Here is a 16978-nt window from a genome sequence, read left to right as displayed (position 1 = left end):
ATAACATGAAAACGTATTTAGTAGGTGGGGCAGTACGCGATAAGCTCTTAGGCTTCAAAGTAGAAGATCGTGACTGGCTTGTTGTCGATGGTTCAAGCCAAGAAATGTTAGATAAAGGATTTATTCAAGTTGGCAAACGATTCCCTGTTTTTTTACACCCTGAAACTTATGAAGAATATGCACTTGCCCGCACCGAAATAAAAGTAGATAAAGGCTATCAAGGATTTACTTTCAACACAGAAGATGTTCGTTTAGTCGATGATCTAAAGCGTCGAGATTTAACAATTAATGCAATGGCAATCGATGAAGATGGGTTGTTACACGATCCATTTAGGGGCAAAAAAGATATAGAAAGTAGAACACTTCGCCATGTCAGTAATGCGTTTTGTGAAGATCCCTTACGGGTGTTGCGCGTTGCACGTTTTGCTGCCAAATTTCACTACTTAGGTTTTACGATTGCACCTGCAACACAAACACTTATGCGTACAATTGTTGCCAATAATGAATTAGAAAGACTATCATCTGAACGCATTTATCAGGAATTTATTAAGGCTTTTTCAACACCAAACCCAGAAATCTTCATTCAAACTCTGCAAAATACTGGTGTCTTTAAACACATTGTTTCCCCTCTTGCAAAACTTTCATATAAAGATCTATCTCATATCATCCACGCTAAGACACAAAACTGTCAACAAACTGATATTTTGTTTGCCTTACTATTATTTCCACTTGCAAATGAAGTACTAATAAGCAAAGTTTTATCACAACTAAGAACTCCCAAAGTTACACAAATATTATGCTTAGAAACATATCGGTATCATCATTTTTTTAGCAATATTTATGCTTTTTCAGAACAAGAAATATTAAGAACTTTAAAAGCAGCTAACGCTTTACGCAATACACAAAGCTTTGATCTACTCATATATACATTTCAATATATTTATCATGAACACCCTCAAGCTTTAGCATCCATCACGCTTAGCCAGAATATCGTACGCGCACTCAAAGAGTATAATTATATCGCTGAAATTAAAGACTTAAAAAACAAAAAAACTATTGCAAAAGTAGTTGAAAAAACACAATTAACTATAATCCAGCAAGCAATAGAAAAAACCTAAGTTGATAGGATTATTGTTGATAGACCAGATAGATTGTGTTACTGCTCCAAACTCATCAATGACGCATTACCACCTGATGCTGTTGTATTGATACTAATTGAGCGCTCAACTGCTAGGCGATGTAAATAAAGTGGTCCACCTGCTTTAGGACCTGTTCCAGATAAACCTTGTCCACCAAATGGCTGTACGCCAACAACTGCACCAACGATATTACGGTTAATGTACATATTGCCGACACGAATGTGCTTTATAAAAAAATCTATGGTTTCTTGAATCCGACTATGGATACCAAAAGTTAAACCATAACCTGTTGAATTAACGTCTTTGGCAACTTTGTCCATCTCATCAGCCTTAAAGCGTATGATATGTAATACAGGACCAAATACTTCTCGCTTAAGTGCTTTGATACTATCGATTTCAAACACCACAGGATAAATATAGTTACCTTTTTCTAAGGTCTTATCACTTACAATCTCATGAACAAGCTTGGCAGATTTACGCATATGATCGATATGTGCTTTAAGATTTGCTTGTGCTTCTTGGTCAATTACAGGTCCTATATCAGTTTCAATAAATGCAGGATCATGGACCTTAAGTTCATTCATCGCACCTTTTAACATGGTAACAACCGTATCAGCAATCTCTTGTTGCAAATACAACACTCTTAACGCAGAACAACGTTGACCTGCACTATCAAAAGCTGATGAAATAACGTCTTGTACCACTTGCTCTGGTAAGGACGACGAGTCCACCACCATCACATTTTGACCACCTGTTTCTGCAATAAATGGTACAATCGCACCTTCTTTGGCAGAAAGTGTTCGTTGAATAAGTCTTGCAACGTCGGTAGAACCAGTGAAAACTACTCCTGCAACGTGTAGATCTTGGGTTAAGGCTGCACCCACTTCTTCTCCTGTGCCAGGCACAAGTTGCACAACATCTTTAGGAATACCCGCTTCATGTAATAATTTTATTGCTTCATAAGCAATAATTGGCGTTTGTTCAGCAGGTTTAGCCACAACGGTATTTCCTGCGGCAAGAGCAGCTGTTACCTCACCTAAGAAAATCGCTAACGGGAAATTCCAAGGACTAATACAAACAACAGCTCCTCTACCATGCAAGCTAATTTGATTTAACTCACCAGTAGGTCCTGGAAGTGTCTTAGGATTTGCAAATTCAGCTTTGGCTTGTGCGGCATAGTAACGACAAAAATCAACGGCTTCACGCACTTCTGCTAAAGCACTTGCAAGTGTTTTACCTGCTTCACGCACAGCAATTGCCATAAATTTTGGCATATTTTCTTCCAATAAATTTGCGCATTTCTCTAGTGCTTGAGCGCGCTTATTTGCATTAACTAAACTCCAGCTATCAAATGCAGTATGTGCCACTTTCATTGCTATTTGAGCAATAGCTTTATTAGCATTATATACTTTACCAAATACTTGATTATTAGCAGGATTAATAATGTTTTCTGCCACCAGTTTAGAAGTGTCAGCACCGACAACTAAGGGTCTAGCAATATAATCATTATGATCAAACTGACTCATCTGTAAAGCAAGTTTCTCAAGGGTTCTGGTATCATTTAAGTTATAACTTTTAGAATTCATTCTTTCTTCTCCAAACATATTAACCGGTAATGCAATTTGCAAATGAGGTAAAAAGCCTAAACACTCAGCTTTTTGCACTGGGTCTTCTACTAAGCTTTCAATCGGTGTTTTTTCATCAACGATACGATGCACAAATGACGAGTTGGCACCATTTTCCAATAATCGCCTTACTAAATAAGGTAATAAGTGCTTATATGTACCAACAGGAGCGTAAATTCGACAAGGTATATTAAAATTGCTCTTACCAACCACATGATCGTAAAGTGCATCACCCATACCATGAAGACATTGAAACTCATAGTCTTTGTATTCTCCCGCTAAGTGCATCACCAATGCTGTTGTATACGCATTATGCGTGGCAAATTGTGGATAAATATGCTTCGTATGGTTAAATATTTTTTTAACACATGCTTGGTAGGAAAGATCAGTATAACACTTATGAGTAAATACTGGGTAATCTTCTAAGCCCTCCACTTGAGCACGTTTAATCTCTGAATCCCAATATGCACCTTTAACCAAACGAATCATGAATCTATGACCTGTTTGTTCTGCCAAATCAATTAAATAATCGAGTACAAAACTTGCACGTTTTTGATATGCTTGCACCACGATACCAATACCTTCAAAGCCTTGTAATTTTCTCTCATACGCAAGTCGCTTAACAAGTTCAAGAGAAAGCTCTAAACGCTCTGTTTCTTCGGCATCGATATTTAAACCGATATTATAGCTTTGTGCTAATTCAACAAGTTTTAAGAGCTTTGGATACATCTCAAGGTGTACACGATCTACTTGTGCAACTTTATAACGTGGGTGAAGTGCTGATAACTTCACAGAAATGCCTGGATTAGTACGTACACTATATTTATGCGCAGCTTTACCAATTGCCTCAATCGCTTTATGGTATTCGTTGTAGTAGAATTCAGCATCTGCCATCGTCGTTGCTGCCTCACCTAACATATCATATGAATAAGTAAAGCCGATTTCTTCTTTCTCTTTAGCACGCTTTAAGGCTTTTTCAATCGTTTCACCCATTACATACTGCTGACCTAAGATTTTCATCGCGTGCATAACCGCGCGACGCACCACAGGGCGCGAACGCTTATCTAAGAAGTTCTTGAGCACGGTTTTAAACTTATTTTGATATTGCTCTGGTTTTAAAATTTTACCAGTCAACATCAAACACCACGTTGCTGCATTAACAAACAAATACTCACTGTCACCAACATGTTCCTGCCAATTCGCACTTGTGAGTTTGTCTTTAATTAGCTTGTCTGCTGTATATTTATCAGGCACACGCAATAATGCTTCAGCCAAACACATGAGGACGATACCCTCATCACTTGATAAATCATATTTGGTCATAAAGGCATCTAGCCCACTTTTACTTAACCGAGTTTCACGTACGCTTGCAACCAAACCACTGGCAATATCCTGTATTTTCAAGCGTTCGTTTTCTGTAAGCGCAGCTTCTTTAGCAAGCTTTTCAACGATTGTCTTCTCGTTACATAACCAATACTTAGAAACCTCTTGCATTAAAGGGGATTGATCAAATTTATCTATGCGATCTAAAATCATGCTTACCTCACCTTGCAAATCATCACAGCTTTCAACTGTAGCATCTTGTGCTTGTCTTTGAGTACCTTGCTGTTTAATCGTTAAAATTTTTGCTACCATTTTTTGGTGTTTTTTATCCACTGGTTTAGACTTGATAAACCAATTAAATAAGTCTTGATCTTCACACTCTAACAGAGTGTGGAACGCTTGTTTTTCTTCATTAGAAGCCTTTAAATATTCACTCTCAATATAAGAAGATAACATCAAATCAAGCTCTAACATGCCGCGCCTTGCTGCCCAACGCACGCGCGCAAGCACCTCTTGATCTAAATCTTGTTGTATATCAATTGCCATAAGAAATCCTACCCATCTGGGACAAAGATGGCTCATGGTAGCATAAAAGATAAAAAAATCGTAAATGAAATTAGCATCTCCTACTTCTTTAAAACTTAAAGAAAATCGATTTACGCCCTGGTTTCAATCCTAAAATTTCGCTACCATTACGCCTTAAGTATTTGTAAGTTTAATAAAAACCAAGCATCATATTGGATAACCTCATGCAAGCAACTTATGATTTTACAAACTTAGAAAAAGCCGTACAGAAATTCTGGCATGACAACCAGTCTTTTAAAGCAATAAAAGATAATTCAAAAGAGAAGTTTTATAGCCTTTCAATGCTACCTTATCCAAGTGGAACACTACATATGGGGCATGTACGTAATTACACCTTAGGAGATGTGATTAGTCGTTATCAAAAAATGCTTGGCAAAAATGTATTACAACCAATGGGATGGGATGCGTTTGGGCTTCCAGCCGAAAATGCTGCCATTAAACACCAAAAGGTCCCTGCTGATTGGACTTATAGCAATATTGACCATATGAAAAAACAACTACAATCACTTGGTTTTGGTTATGATTGGGATCGTGAAATTGCTACTTGTGACGACAGCTATTATCGCTGGGAGCAATGGTTTTTTATTAAGCTATTTGAAAAAGGTTTAGCCTATCGTAAAAACTCAGTTGTTAACTGGGATCCAATTGATCAAACCGTACTTGCTAATGAACAAGTTGTTGATGGTCGAGGCTGGCGCTCAGGGGCACTTATTGAGAAAAAAGAAATTCCTCAATGGTTTATTAAAATCACCGATTATGCTGACGAATTATTAAAAGACTTAGACCGATTACAAGGCTGGCCAGAAGCTGTTAAGGTAATGCAAACCAACTGGATTGGCAAATCAAAAGGCGTTACTGTTTGTTTTGACGTAAATGGCACAAAACTAAAGGTTTTCACTACGCGCCCTGATACTTTGATGGGAGTGACCTATTTAGCCATTGCAGCTGAACACCCCCTAGCCACACAAGCAGCTCAAAATGATCCCAAAATCGCTCAATTTATTAGAAAATGTCAACAAACTTCTACGATGGAAGCAGATCTTGCTACCCAAGAAAAACTCGGTATTAAAACATCATTTTATGCCACTCACCCGATCACCAACGAAAAAGTTGAAGTATGGATAGCAAATTTCGTATTAATGAGCTATGGCACAGGCGCAATCATGTCGGTTCCAGCTCATGATGATCGCGATTGGGAATTTGCTCATAAATATCGTATTTCTTTAAAACAAGTGATTGAAACGACAGAAGGTAACACAGATTTAGGCAAAGGTGCGATCACTGAGAAAGGTATTTTAATCAACTCAGGCAACTTCAACGGCTTAAACTTTGATCAAGCATTTAGCAAAATAAGTGAACACCTTATTACTCATAATAAAGGGGAAGTGACAACCAACTTTAGGATTCGTGATTGGGGTGTTTCACGTCAACGTTACTGGGGCTGTCCTATTCCAATGATTCACTGTGATCAGTGTGGTATCGTCGCTGAAAAAGAACAAAATCTACCTGTTAAATTACCAAAAGATGTTACTTTAAACGGCACAATTTCACCGCTTAAACTTATGCCCAGGTTTTATGAAACAAACTGTCCCAAATGTGGTAGCAAAGCAACTCGAGAAACTGATACCTTTGATACTTTTATGGAATCCTCTTGGTATTATGCACGTTACACCTGCCCAAATGCAGATCAAATGTTAGATGATGAAGCAAATTACTGGCTACCTGTTGATCAGTACATAGGAGGTATTGAACATGCAATCATGCACTTACTTTATGCACGATTCTTCCATAAACTGATGCGTGATGCAGGACTTGTAACAAGTAGTGAGCCTTTTATAAACCTTTTAACACAAGGGATGGTCTTAAAAGATGGTGCTAAGATGTCCAAATCAAAAGGAAATACCGTTGATCCACAACACCTAATCAATAAATATGGTGTCGATACCGTTCGCCTATTTAGTATGTTTGCCGCTCCTCCTGAGCAGTCACTTGAATGGTCAGACTCAGGTGTAGATGGTGCGCACCGCTTCTTAAAGAAAATTTGGAATTATATTCATACAAACAAAGATAGCATCGATCCTCACCTACAAGTCGATACCAATAAACTTGATAGCAACGATAAAAGTGTACGTTTAGAAATACATACAACACTTAAGCAAGCATTAGTTGATTTTGAAAAAATGCAATTTAATACGGTTGTCTCTGCCTGTATGAAAATATTTAATAGCCTACAAAATGCTAATCCATCTGAACTTATTAGCGAAGGCATTAATATTCTATTACGCTTACTTGCACCTTTTACACCACATATTGCACAAGCGTTATGGGTAGAATTAGGATTTGGCAGTGATATTCTAACAGCGGGCTTCCCACAGGTGGATAATAAAGCACTTAAGAGTGACCGCTTTACCCTGGTGATTCAAATCAACGGTAAGCTTCGCACCAAGCTTGATGTGCCAAGCGATTTAAGCCAAAAACAAATTGAAGATATGGTCGTAGCACATGAAGTTGTGGTCAAACTATTAGAAGGCAAGGTTATTAAAAAAATGATTTATGTCCCTAGAAAACTTCTAAATATTGTAGTGGGAGCGTGATTAGATGATCAATTATTTATTGAAAAAATGCTTTTTTATCCAGTTTTTGTTCTTAGTATTAGTAGCAAGTTTTCTTTATGGTTGCGGTTTTCATCTACGTAGCTGGAATGAAGGTATGCCAAAGTTTATGCAGAAAGTTTATATCAGACATGCAGGTACAGATTTTAATTTTTTAAATACTTTAACTGCCTCCATCAATGCAACGGGAGCAGAAGTTGTTACATCATCTACAGATGCAGATGTTACAATTGACATAAAAAGTGCCACCTCAAGTCGCCGCCTTATTGGCATCACTGGTGGTGCATCTTCTAACGATTATGTCCTAAGCTACAGCGCAAATTACGATATATTGAATAATAAAAATCAAGCCATCCTTAAAAACCAAAATAACTCTGCGTCACAAACCTATACAACTAACGCCACCCAACAACTAAGCAGTAACGCTCAACAACACCAAATCTACAATAATTTACAATCCCAAGTTGCAAGCAATATCATCTTACAAATACAAAGTATTTCTGAATCACGCTATAACAAACCAAGTAGTGATCATTAATTTGGTGACCTTGTTTTTACCACCTGATAGACGTGATCGCTATTTATGCAAAAACGTTACTTTAAGCCAAGGAAGTACTTGTCGCCAACAATAGGGCAATTGGGACAACACAAATCTATAAATGAATTTACACAGTTATTTTAATACTTTCGAAAAAATTTATAGTCAGAAAACTAAAACTCTAACCTACCACCGTTTATACCACTCCAAAAGTATCCTTCCCCATATTAAAACGCATCTTTTATACAGCAGCTATACTTTCTTTTGTTAACGCATTAAGGATATGGTTAAAGCTAGCACTCGGACGCATTACTTTCATAACTTTCTCAGGGGTTGGATGATAATAGCCCCCAATATCGACCTTCGCACCTTGTACGTCATTAAGTTCAGCAACAATTTTACCTTCATTATCTTGTAGTGCCTTTGCAACTGGGTTAAAGACTTCCACCAATTGCTTATCTTTTGTTTGATATGCCAGACTCTGTGCCCAATAAAGTGCTAAATAAAAATGACTGCCTCTATTATCAATCTCACCAGCTTTACGGGATGGTGATTTATTATTATCTAAAAATTTAGCATTGGCTTGATCTAAACATTCTGCAAGCACACGCACCTTACTATTATTTGTTTTGTTTGCAAGATCATCTAATGACGCGCCAAGAGCCAAAAACTCACCCAATGAATCCCACCGTAAATGATTTTCAGTGATAAACTGCTGTACATGCTTAGGTGCAGAACCACCTGCACCTGTTTCATACAACCCCCCGCCTGCTAAAAGCGGTACGATAGATAGCATTTTGGCACTTGTCCCTAATTCTAAAATAGGGAACAAATCTGTTAGATAATCACGCAACACGTTACCCGTTGCTGAAATAACGTCTTTACCTACTTTAATGGCTTGTAAAGAAAAGTGCATTGCATCAGCTGGTGACATAATGTGAATATCAAGGTCAGATGTATCATGATTTCTCAAATAAGTGTTAACTTTTGTGATCATATTGGCATCATGTGCTCTATTTTTATCCAGCCAAAAAACAACAGGCGTATGCGTTAAGCGGGCACGCATAAGTGCCAATTTCACCCAATCTTGAATTGCGATGTCTTTAGTTTGACACATGCGCCAAATATCACCCTTTTCAACCTCATGAGATAACAGTAGATTGCCTTTTTCATCAATAACGGACACTTTGCCATCTTCTTTAATTTCAAACGTTTTATCGTGTGAACCATATTCTTCAGCTTTCTTTGCCATAAGACCGACATTGGCAACACTCCCCATCGTTCTTGGATCAAACGCACCATTTTGTTTACAAAAATTGATTGTTTCTTGATAAATGCCAGCATATGAGCGGTCTGGAATCATCGCTTTTGTATCATGAAGCTTACCATCTCTACCCCACATTTTACCTGATGAACGAATCATGACTGGCATTGAAGCATCAATAATCATATCGTTTGGTACATGTAGATTAGTAATACCTTTATCAGAATCAACCATTGCAAGCTTTGCTTTAGTTTGATATACGACTTCTAAATCTCTTTTAATCATAGCTTGTTCAGTTTCTGGTAGCTTTTGAAGCTTAGCATAAACATCACCAATGCCATTGTTTGGATCTATGCCAAGGCGCGCAAATTGATCTTTATACTTAGTAAATACATCTTTATAGTAAATGCTTACTGCATGGCCAAAGATAATTGGATCAGATACTTTCATCATCGTTGCCTTCATATGTAAAGACAATAAGATATCATCCTTTTGGGCTTGATCGACTTGTTGTTCAAAGAATGCACGTAGCGCCTTTACACTCATCTTTGAGGCGTCAATCACTTCACCTTTTAATAGTGGAGCCTGAGCTTTCAACAGCTCTGTTGAGCCATTTTTTGCTGTAAAAACAATCTTGAAACTCGTGTTTCCGGCAACCACTACAGATTGCTCACTACCATAAAAATCGCCTTCACTCATGTGTGCTACATGTGATTTAGAAGCTTTTGACCACTCCCCCATTGAGTGTGGATGCTTTCTAGCATATTCTTTTACGGCTTTTGCTACTCTTCTATCTGAGTTACCCTCACGCAATACAGGATTGACAGCGCTACCTAGTATTTTGGTATAACGTGACTTTATTTCTTTTTGCTCATCGGTATTGGCATCTACCGGGTAATTAGGAATATTATAACCTTGAGCTTGTAATTCTGAAATCGCCGCTTGCAACTGAGGAATAGATGCGCTGATATTTGGCAATTTAATAATATTAGCATCTGGTGTTTTAGCCAGCTCACCTAATACTGCTAAATCATCTTCACAGCGTTGTTCTTTAGTTAAACTTTCCGGAAAATGCGCCAAAATACGTGCCGCCAATGAAATATCTTTTGTTTCTACCTCAATGCCACATGGCTTAGTGAAGGCTTGAATAATTGGTAACAATGAATAGGTTGCAAGCATTGGTGCTTCATCTGTATAGGTATAAATCAACTTTGTCAATGTCATATTATTTCCTCTTGATAATTTTAGTTAGGCTGCATCAAGGCATTTAATAAATTTGCCCACTATCATAACAAAATATATGCTCGCCGCATATGAATGTTTGACGCAAACAAATATCTTGCTATAATTTCGGCAGTTTTTAGTGAATAACTCTAATGTTTCTCGTTAGGCTATATAATCAAATAATCAATAAGGATACAAATACCATGGCTCGCCCAGGATTATCTTACCAAGATATACTAAACGCAATCGCAACTTTGCATGCACAAGGCAATAAACCTAGCATCAACAATGTTAGAGATACAATAGGTCGTGGCAGTCCCACCACCATCAGTAAATTTTTAAAACAATGGCGAGACGAGCAGGAAAACGCTGCACCTCAAAATATCAAACAAGAAGTATTAATTACCTCTAAAAAAGAAGAAAACATGCAGCCAATAACTCAAGCAACTGCTTTAGAAAAAACACAAGCAAATCAGGGAAAAGGAGTCACCCAATTAAATCAAACTAAATCCTCTGATTATACTCATAACAAAGTCACAGTCACAAAAAATACCGATCCTATGATTGAAGCGCTATTAGCAAGTTCACAATCATTAAGCAGCGATATCCTCAGCAGTATGTCAGATGAGTGGAGCATGGTACTTAATGAAAGTAATCCCGAAATCAAGGTGCGCAAGCTTTATGCCGCTCTTGTTAAGGAACAAACTCGACGTGAATCTGCTGAGCAGGTGGCAAAAGAGGCACGCATTTATGCCGAAGCACTTAAAGAACAAACAACTCAACGCATTTCTGACCTACGCGATGCCTTAGAAGGACAAATTGCTTTTTTAAATGGTCAAATTCGTCAATTAAAGCGTGAGGCCGAGCAAAATTTAGAATATTACAGAAAGCAACTTGAAAAATCGAATAACGTCCTTGCCGAAATAAAGCGTACTCGTTAATAATCCTACATATCACAGTTGAAGCCTCTAAGTTAATAACGTTACAATACCTCACAAACTTCTTAAATTTTTACTTATCATGAACAAACAAATTCTTGTGATGGGCGCTGGCTCTTGGGGTACAGCACTTGCTTTACAACTTGCTCGTGTAGGTCACCTTGTTTATATTCACTCGTGGAAAACCGAACACAATACCAAAATGGTAAAAGACAAGCATAACAATGATTATTTACCTGATTCACCTTTTCCAGCCAATCTACTTGCCATTGATAACTGGTCATACATTATTCATCAGTGTAGTGATATTCTCATTGCTACTCCAAGCTTAGGTTTTATTGATACAATTAATACTTTAAAACCTTATCTTTTATCTAATCAAGGGATTATCTCAGCGACAAAAGGCTTTTGTCATAATAGTTATCAACTATTAGATCAACTGGTTGCACAAACTTTAAGAGACAATAATTTTGGTTTGATTACAGGACCAAGTTTTGCTAAAGAAGTGGCAAAAGGCTTGCCAACTGCTATTCTTGCTGCTGCTCACGACATTGATTATGCCAAACATATTCAAACACTTTTTAATAGTGAAAACTTTCGTTGTTATAGCTCCACAGATGTAACAGGTGCTGAAATTGGTGGTGCAGTTAAAAATATACTTGCTATTGCTTGCGGCATTTCTGATGGATTAGGATTTGGTGCCAATGCCAGGGCTGGTCTCATCACACGCGGCTTAAATGAGCTCACACAATTAGGTCTAGCATTAGGCGGCAACCTTGAGACTTTTTATGGCTTGAGTGGGTTGGGAGATTTGCTTTTAACCTGTACCGACAATCAATCACGCAATCGGCGATTTGGCGTCTTAATTGGGCAGGGGAAAACAAAAGAACAAGCCTGTCGTGAAGTTCAGCAAGTTGTTGAAGGTATTGCTACCACTAAAGTTGTACATAAAATTGCACAAATATATGCAGTACCAATGCCCATCGTTGAAGCCATTTATAATATCATACACCAAGACATGGATATGCTAACGATTGCCAAAAGACTATTAACTCGAGGGCTTAAAGAGGAGTAATGATCTTGCCATTTCCATGACTAAGCCAAACTAGATTAATCTCAAATTCTACAAATAAGGTGGAGAAGGTTTAGTTAGATGAAATATATTTCTCACGTCTGACATGCTTAGCATCAAAACCATATTCAGATAAAAGTGCAAATGCATCATCAATCATATTGGGATTACCGCACAAGTAAACGACATCGTGTGCAGGATTTAAATCCAATTTTTCAAAATAACGCTGGACATAGCCTTTTACTTCATCTTCCAACAAAGCATTTTCTTCTCGGCTTAAACAGGCGATAAAATGCAAGTTTGGAGTGTTTTTTACATATTGACGGAAATCTTTAGCATAGATTGCATCTTGTTGATATTGCACACCTAAAAGAATATAAACAGTTTTCACATTCTTTGTTAGAGCCGTTTGTAAGCTTGGTAACATTGCACGATAAGGCGCAATGCCAGTTCCCGTTCCGACTAAAATCAGTTTATCAATAACTTCATTCTCTTTTAATATCAAGCGTCCAGCAGGTCCCATCACATTAAAGCACTGACCCTTTTGCATGTTAAAAAAGTTTTCAGAGGCAATGCCACCATCAACATATGAAATTGCAATCTCAATTAAATCTGTTTGGTTTGGAATCGTTACAACGCTATAGCTTCTACGTCTGAGTTTTCCATCTTCATGATCAAATAAAAACGTAATAAACTGTCCTGGTACAAACTCAAATTTGCTACCATCTGCTTTTTTAAATACTAGATGTTTAACATTTGGTGCGATCATGCTTGCATCCACCAACTCTACTTCAAAGTGTTCAATTGCCATATTTTCTTTATATCAATTTGTTTTAATGAAGGTAGTGTACGTTCCTTGACTTAAATAATCTATGATTTTGTCATTGGAATTTCTAGCGAATCAAGTGCTTTTTTCAATGCGTCAATCGGCAACCCGATAATGTTATTAAAGTCACCTTTAAATGCCTTGACAAAACGCGCACCAACTCCTTGAATAGCATAACCACCTGCTTTATCTTGCGGTTCACCTGTTCGCCAATATTGTTTTATTTCAAGCTCTAATAAGCGAGCAAATAAAACTTCACTGATACTTACCTCTTCATGTACCTTCCCTTGATAGCTTAATGCAAAAACAGTCAACACTTGATGCCATTTGCCACTTAATTTCCTCATATAATCACAAAAGGTTTCGAAGTTTAAGGGTTTAGTAAGAATTTCACCTTCAAGTGCGACAATGGTATCAGCAACTAAAATCGGTTTGTCTTGTTGTCGACATATCGCTTCTGCAGCTATTCGTTTTAAAGTAATTACACGCTTTAAATAACTTAAGGGAATTTCATTTGCTAAAACGGTCTCATCAATATCAACGCTAAATTGCTGAAAAGGAATATTAGCAAGGCGAAGCAGCTCTGCTCTTCTGGGCGATTGAGAGGCAAGGTAAATCATTTTCCTTTCTGTAAGAATTATCGTAAAAATGATAAAAACTTACTCTTGTTGATCTAAGATGTCAAGTACATCTCTATCACTTGCAAAACTGTTTTGTTGCCTATTGTTCTCTTTAGTTTGCAACGTTTTATCAAGCTCATAATCATAATTTTGCAAGTACGCATTACGTGCTGCAATATATGGATCAATTGAGCTATTCATTAATCTTTCATATAAAGATAAATATTGCACTCCCTCATTTGATTTATATATACCATAAGCGCTCCAGCTTACAACTCGTGGTGAAATATACGTATAATTTAATGGATTAAATACACTATCGACCAAGTTACCTGTTGCCCCACCAAAAGTATTAGGTCCTAAAATCGGCAAAATAAAATATGGCGAATAACGATAACCCCATTTTGCAAGTGTAAATCCAAAATTTTGTGTTCTTCTTGGCAAACCCAGCGTCTTCCCCACATCAAATAAACCAAAAACCCCAAAGATTGTATTAGCCAAGAAACGCGCCGTATCGCGCCAAGCATAATCTAAATTAAATTGCAACAAATTATTCGCTACACGTCCTGGTTCTAAAATATTATTATAAGTATTATCGATTCCCGTTTGAACTTCATTAGGAACAATATAAACATAGCCTTTAGCCGCAGGAATAAATGCATAATCATAGGTTATCTGGTTAAATTTAAATATTGCCCGATTATAGCCTTCCCACGGATCCCGATTTTGTTGAGTAGCACAGCCAGATAGCGCCAAAGCAAAAGTACTTATACTTATTGTCCTGAATTTCATATTTAGTTATTTATATTCTAATTATTGCGCGTCAGTATAGCTCATTTCCTAAAAACAGGTCACACACAGTTTAGCATAATGGTTTCAAAATCGCTGTTCGCAAAATGATTATAGTAAGATTCGAATGAGATCCGTTCTATGTATTATTTGTTTATCCATCCTATACAATAAACGTAAATGATTTTACAATAGTTGCGTTTAAATTTAGGTATCCTGACATGACACAACAAAACCATATCGCTTCCAATACTATGAAGTGGCTTATTACGGTAACTGTTATGCTTGCAGCGATGATCGAAATCATCGACACCACAATAGTTAACGTCGCTTTACAAGATATGGCAGGTTCTCTTGGTGCCAGTGCTGAAGAAATTTCATGGGTTGTCACCTCATATATAGTTTCATCAGCAATCTGCATGCCGTTAACAGGTTTTTTTGTGCGTACCATTGGCAGAAAACGTCTGCTTTTAATTAACATTATCGGTTTCCTTATTTTCTCTATGCTCTGCGGCTTATCAGCTTCCCTTGGAGAAATGATATTTTTTAGGATTATGCAAGGCATCTTTGGCGCTTCTTTAGTTCCCCTTTCTCAATATGTATTAAGAGACACTTTTCCACCCAAAGAACAAATCAAGGCAATGGCAGTGTGGGGTGTTGGAATCATGGCTGCTCCTGTACTTGGTCCTACATTAGGGGGCTATATTACAGATTGGATGAATTGGCGTTGGATTTTCTATATCAATATTCCAGTATGTTTAATTGCAATTGTGATGACTGTCTTGTTTATCAGTGAAACCAAACGTGAGAAGCTTAATATCGATTGGCTCGGGTTATTCCTTATGATCATAGCAATCTCTACTTTACAAATTTTTCTTGATCGTGGCAATAATGACGGTTGGCTATCATCACACTTTATAGTTGCCATGCTAACGTTCTGGTTGATCGTTGGCATCGTCTTTATTATTCGAGGATGGTTTAACCCTAAAAATATTCTTAATTTGCATTTATTCAAAGATCGAAATTATGCTGCATCCTGCATTTTACTCGTACTATATACCGCTGGCATATTTGGATTAATGACCATTCAACCTCTGATTATGCAACGCTTTATGAATTACTCTGCAGCACTATCGGGTGAACTTATGATGCCACGCGGTATTGCAGCTGCTATCGCAATGATGTTCATTTCACCATTATCCAAAAAACTGGATTTACGCCTTATCATCTTCCTAGGCATTACCATAACCGCTTATGGCAATTATTTATATGCACAAATACCACTGATGAGCGACACGTGGAATTTGATGTATCCAGGCATCATTCAAGGTATTGGCATGGGTTTTTTCTTCGTTCCTGTATCCACTATGGCATTACAAACAGTAAAGCCCCAAGATTTAGCTGAAGGTAGCGGTATGTTTAGCTTCTTTAGAAACCTCGGCACATCCGTTGGCACATCTATAATGGTCACAGTACTCACCCAACAGGCTCAAGTAGCTTGGTACAGCATGGTTAGGCATATTGATCCAAGCAATCCTTACTATCAAACTTGGCTTCAACATACAAATTGGCAAGCTCAAGATCCAACGACCTTAGCCATCATTGCACAAAACATCACAACACAAGCAAACATTATTGGTTTTAATGATGTTGCATATTTGTCTTATTTATTGCTACTTTTTTGCCTTCCTTTTATTTGTATGTTAACCAAACCCAAAAGCACTAAATTAACTATGGATCATTAAAGCAACGTCTCATATTTGAGTAACAATAAGCTTTGGTTCATACTCCATACAAATTCGTGCTCACAATCGACAATGCAAATACGCACCTAATAGATAAATCAATTTAGGCTTATCGTTGTGTTTTACTATATAAAACAACCATTCTTTACACAAAAACACTACCTCACTTAAGCATAACCTCATATTATTACTAACAGTACCTAACCTGATTTGAAGATGATAAATTGGTCAAAAAAGCTTTAATAACGATTACTTATCTCTCTGGTTTATTTCTTTGTATCGAAAGCAGCTATGCCTGCCGCAAAGACTTAAATACTCGAGATATTTTTTCGGAATTGGGAGACCCTTGTCATTTAGTTGGTGATCCAGTCAATCCCGTTAATGGCAATATGCATCTTGAAAGGATGGATTATATTGTTAACAGTCCAAATCTAATTGAATATCAAATAAAAACCTTTGATCGTGGGCAGCTAATTGAGCAGAAACTATTTGAGCATAGCCATGACTGCCACGTTTTTCCTAAAGAGGTTAAAAGCAAGAGTGTAAATGTCAGTACCTATTATGATGACAAGGGTTTATTGCGTCAGAAAAAAATAGCTCATGGTTCAACGATTTATGAAGAAGCTAATTACCGATGGAATCAACATAGATTACCCGAAGAAGTTAAATATTTAGGTG

Annotated in this window: 12 protein-coding genes; 7 read left to right on the top strand and 5 right to left on the bottom strand. The window is 37.3% G+C overall.

Annotated features, from left to right (window positions below):
* The first annotated feature begins 5 nt into the window (after nucleotides 1-5).
* A complete protein-coding gene (locus tag M1V25_RS08710) occupies nucleotides 6-1118 on the top strand; it encodes a tRNA nucleotidyltransferase/poly(A) polymerase-related protein (protein ID WP_498843038.1) in 1113 nt (370 codons plus the stop codon).
* A gap of 38 nt (nucleotides 1119-1156) precedes the next feature.
* On the opposite strand, the gene putA is transcribed toward M1V25_RS08710, so the two are convergent.
* On the bottom strand, nucleotides 1157-4633 hold the full coding sequence (gene putA, locus M1V25_RS08705; protein WP_498843037.1) for a bifunctional proline dehydrogenase/L-glutamate gamma-semialdehyde dehydrogenase PutA: 3477 nt from the start codon (nucleotides 4631-4633) through the stop codon (nucleotides 1157-1159).
* 203 nt (nucleotides 4634-4836) lie between these two features.
* Between putA and leuS the strand changes: the two genes are divergently transcribed.
* Both leuS and M1V25_RS08695 read left to right on the top strand, forming a co-directional pair.
* Complete coding sequence (leuS, locus tag M1V25_RS08700; RefSeq protein WP_498843036.1) at nucleotides 4837-7266, top strand: leucine--tRNA ligase; 2430 nt, start codon at nucleotides 4837-4839, stop codon at nucleotides 7264-7266.
* A gap of 4 nt (nucleotides 7267-7270) precedes the next feature.
* The gene (locus M1V25_RS08695; protein ID WP_116964624.1) at nucleotides 7271-7822 is read left to right on the top strand and encodes an LPS-assembly lipoprotein LptE; all 552 of its coding nucleotides are present in this window, start codon (nucleotides 7271-7273) and stop codon (nucleotides 7820-7822) included.
* A 241-nt stretch (nucleotides 7823-8063) separates the two neighbouring features.
* Here the strand turns inward: M1V25_RS08695 and M1V25_RS08690 are convergent, their stop codons facing one another.
* The gene (locus M1V25_RS08690; protein WP_498843044.1) at nucleotides 8064-10304 is read right to left on the bottom strand and encodes an NADP-dependent isocitrate dehydrogenase; all 2241 of its coding nucleotides are present in this window, start codon (nucleotides 10302-10304) and stop codon (nucleotides 8064-8066) included.
* A 209-nt stretch (nucleotides 10305-10513) separates the two neighbouring features.
* Here M1V25_RS08690 and M1V25_RS08685 point away from each other — a divergent pair, with 209 nt between their 5' ends.
* Nucleotides 10514-11251, top strand: coding sequence for a DNA-binding protein (locus tag M1V25_RS08685; RefSeq protein ID WP_498843035.1), 738 nt, complete (start codon nucleotides 10514-10516; stop codon nucleotides 11249-11251).
* Between the two features lie 79 nt (nucleotides 11252-11330).
* Nucleotides 11331-12323 (top strand): NAD(P)H-dependent glycerol-3-phosphate dehydrogenase, encoded by a 993-nt coding sequence (locus M1V25_RS08680; protein ID WP_116964621.1) that lies wholly within the window; start codon nucleotides 11331-11333, stop codon nucleotides 12321-12323.
* A 70-nt stretch (nucleotides 12324-12393) separates the two neighbouring features.
* Here the strand turns inward: M1V25_RS08680 and M1V25_RS08675 are convergent, their stop codons facing one another.
* The 3 genes from M1V25_RS08675 to M1V25_RS08665 are packed head-to-tail and all read right to left on the bottom strand — an operon-like array spanning nucleotide 12394 to nucleotide 14558.
* Entirely contained in the window at nucleotides 12394-13131 is a 738-nt protein-coding gene (locus tag M1V25_RS08675) for an FAD-binding oxidoreductase (protein WP_498843034.1), read from the bottom strand.
* 59 nt (nucleotides 13132-13190) lie between these two features.
* Nucleotides 13191-13766, bottom strand: a complete 576-nt coding sequence (locus tag M1V25_RS08670) for a Maf family protein (protein WP_498843033.1) — start codon at nucleotides 13764-13766, stop codon at nucleotides 13191-13193.
* Nucleotides 13767-13805: 39 nt separating this feature from the next.
* Complete coding sequence (locus M1V25_RS08665; RefSeq protein ID WP_116964618.1) at nucleotides 13806-14558, bottom strand: MlaA family lipoprotein; 753 nt, start codon at nucleotides 14556-14558, stop codon at nucleotides 13806-13808.
* Nucleotides 14559-14776: 218 nt separating this feature from the next.
* Here M1V25_RS08665 and M1V25_RS08660 point away from each other — a divergent pair, with 218 nt between their 5' ends.
* Together M1V25_RS08660 and M1V25_RS08655 are read left to right on the top strand one after the other, a co-directional pair.
* A complete protein-coding gene (locus tag M1V25_RS08660) occupies nucleotides 14777-16300 on the top strand; it encodes a DHA2 family efflux MFS transporter permease subunit (protein ID WP_498843032.1) in 1524 nt (507 codons plus the stop codon).
* Nucleotides 16301-16524: 224 nt separating this feature from the next.
* Nucleotides 16525-16978 (top strand): hypothetical protein (locus M1V25_RS08655; RefSeq protein ID WP_498843031.1); only part of this gene is annotated, 454 nt, incomplete at its 3' end.

It is taken from the genome of Candidatus Nebulibacter yamunensis (assembly GCF_024208055.1).
In the GTDB taxonomy this organism is placed as follows: domain Bacteria; phylum Pseudomonadota; class Gammaproteobacteria; order Francisellales; family Francisellaceae; genus Caedibacter; species Caedibacter lacustris.
This window is presented reverse-complemented; position numbering and strand designations above follow the sequence as displayed.

Coding starts and splice junctions, on each gene's coding strand:
- M1V25_RS08660 (WP_498843032.1), top strand. CDS start 14,777: ATGACACAACAAAACCATATCGCTTCCAATACTATGAAGTGGCTTATT.
- M1V25_RS08665 (WP_116964618.1), bottom strand. CDS start 14,558: ATGAAATTCAGGACAATAAGTATAAGTACTTTTGCTTTGGCGCTATCT.
- leuS (WP_498843036.1), top strand. CDS start 4,837: ATGCAAGCAACTTATGATTTTACAAACTTAGAAAAAGCCGTACAGAAA.
- putA (WP_498843037.1), bottom strand. CDS start 4,633: ATGGCAATTGATATACAACAAGATTTAGATCAAGAGGTGCTTGCGCGC.
- M1V25_RS08710 (WP_498843038.1), top strand. CDS start 6: ATGAAAACGTATTTAGTAGGTGGGGCAGTACGCGATAAGCTCTTAGGC.
- M1V25_RS08695 (WP_116964624.1), top strand. CDS start 7,271: ATGATCAATTATTTATTGAAAAAATGCTTTTTTATCCAGTTTTTGTTC.
- M1V25_RS08680 (WP_116964621.1), top strand. CDS start 11,331: ATGAACAAACAAATTCTTGTGATGGGCGCTGGCTCTTGGGGTACAGCA.
- M1V25_RS08675 (WP_498843034.1), bottom strand. CDS start 13,131: ATGGCAATTGAACACTTTGAAGTAGAGTTGGTGGATGCAAGCATGATC.
- M1V25_RS08670 (WP_498843033.1), bottom strand. CDS start 13,766: ATGATTTACCTTGCCTCTCAATCGCCCAGAAGAGCAGAGCTGCTTCGC.
- M1V25_RS08685 (WP_498843035.1), top strand. CDS start 10,514: ATGGCTCGCCCAGGATTATCTTACCAAGATATACTAAACGCAATCGCA.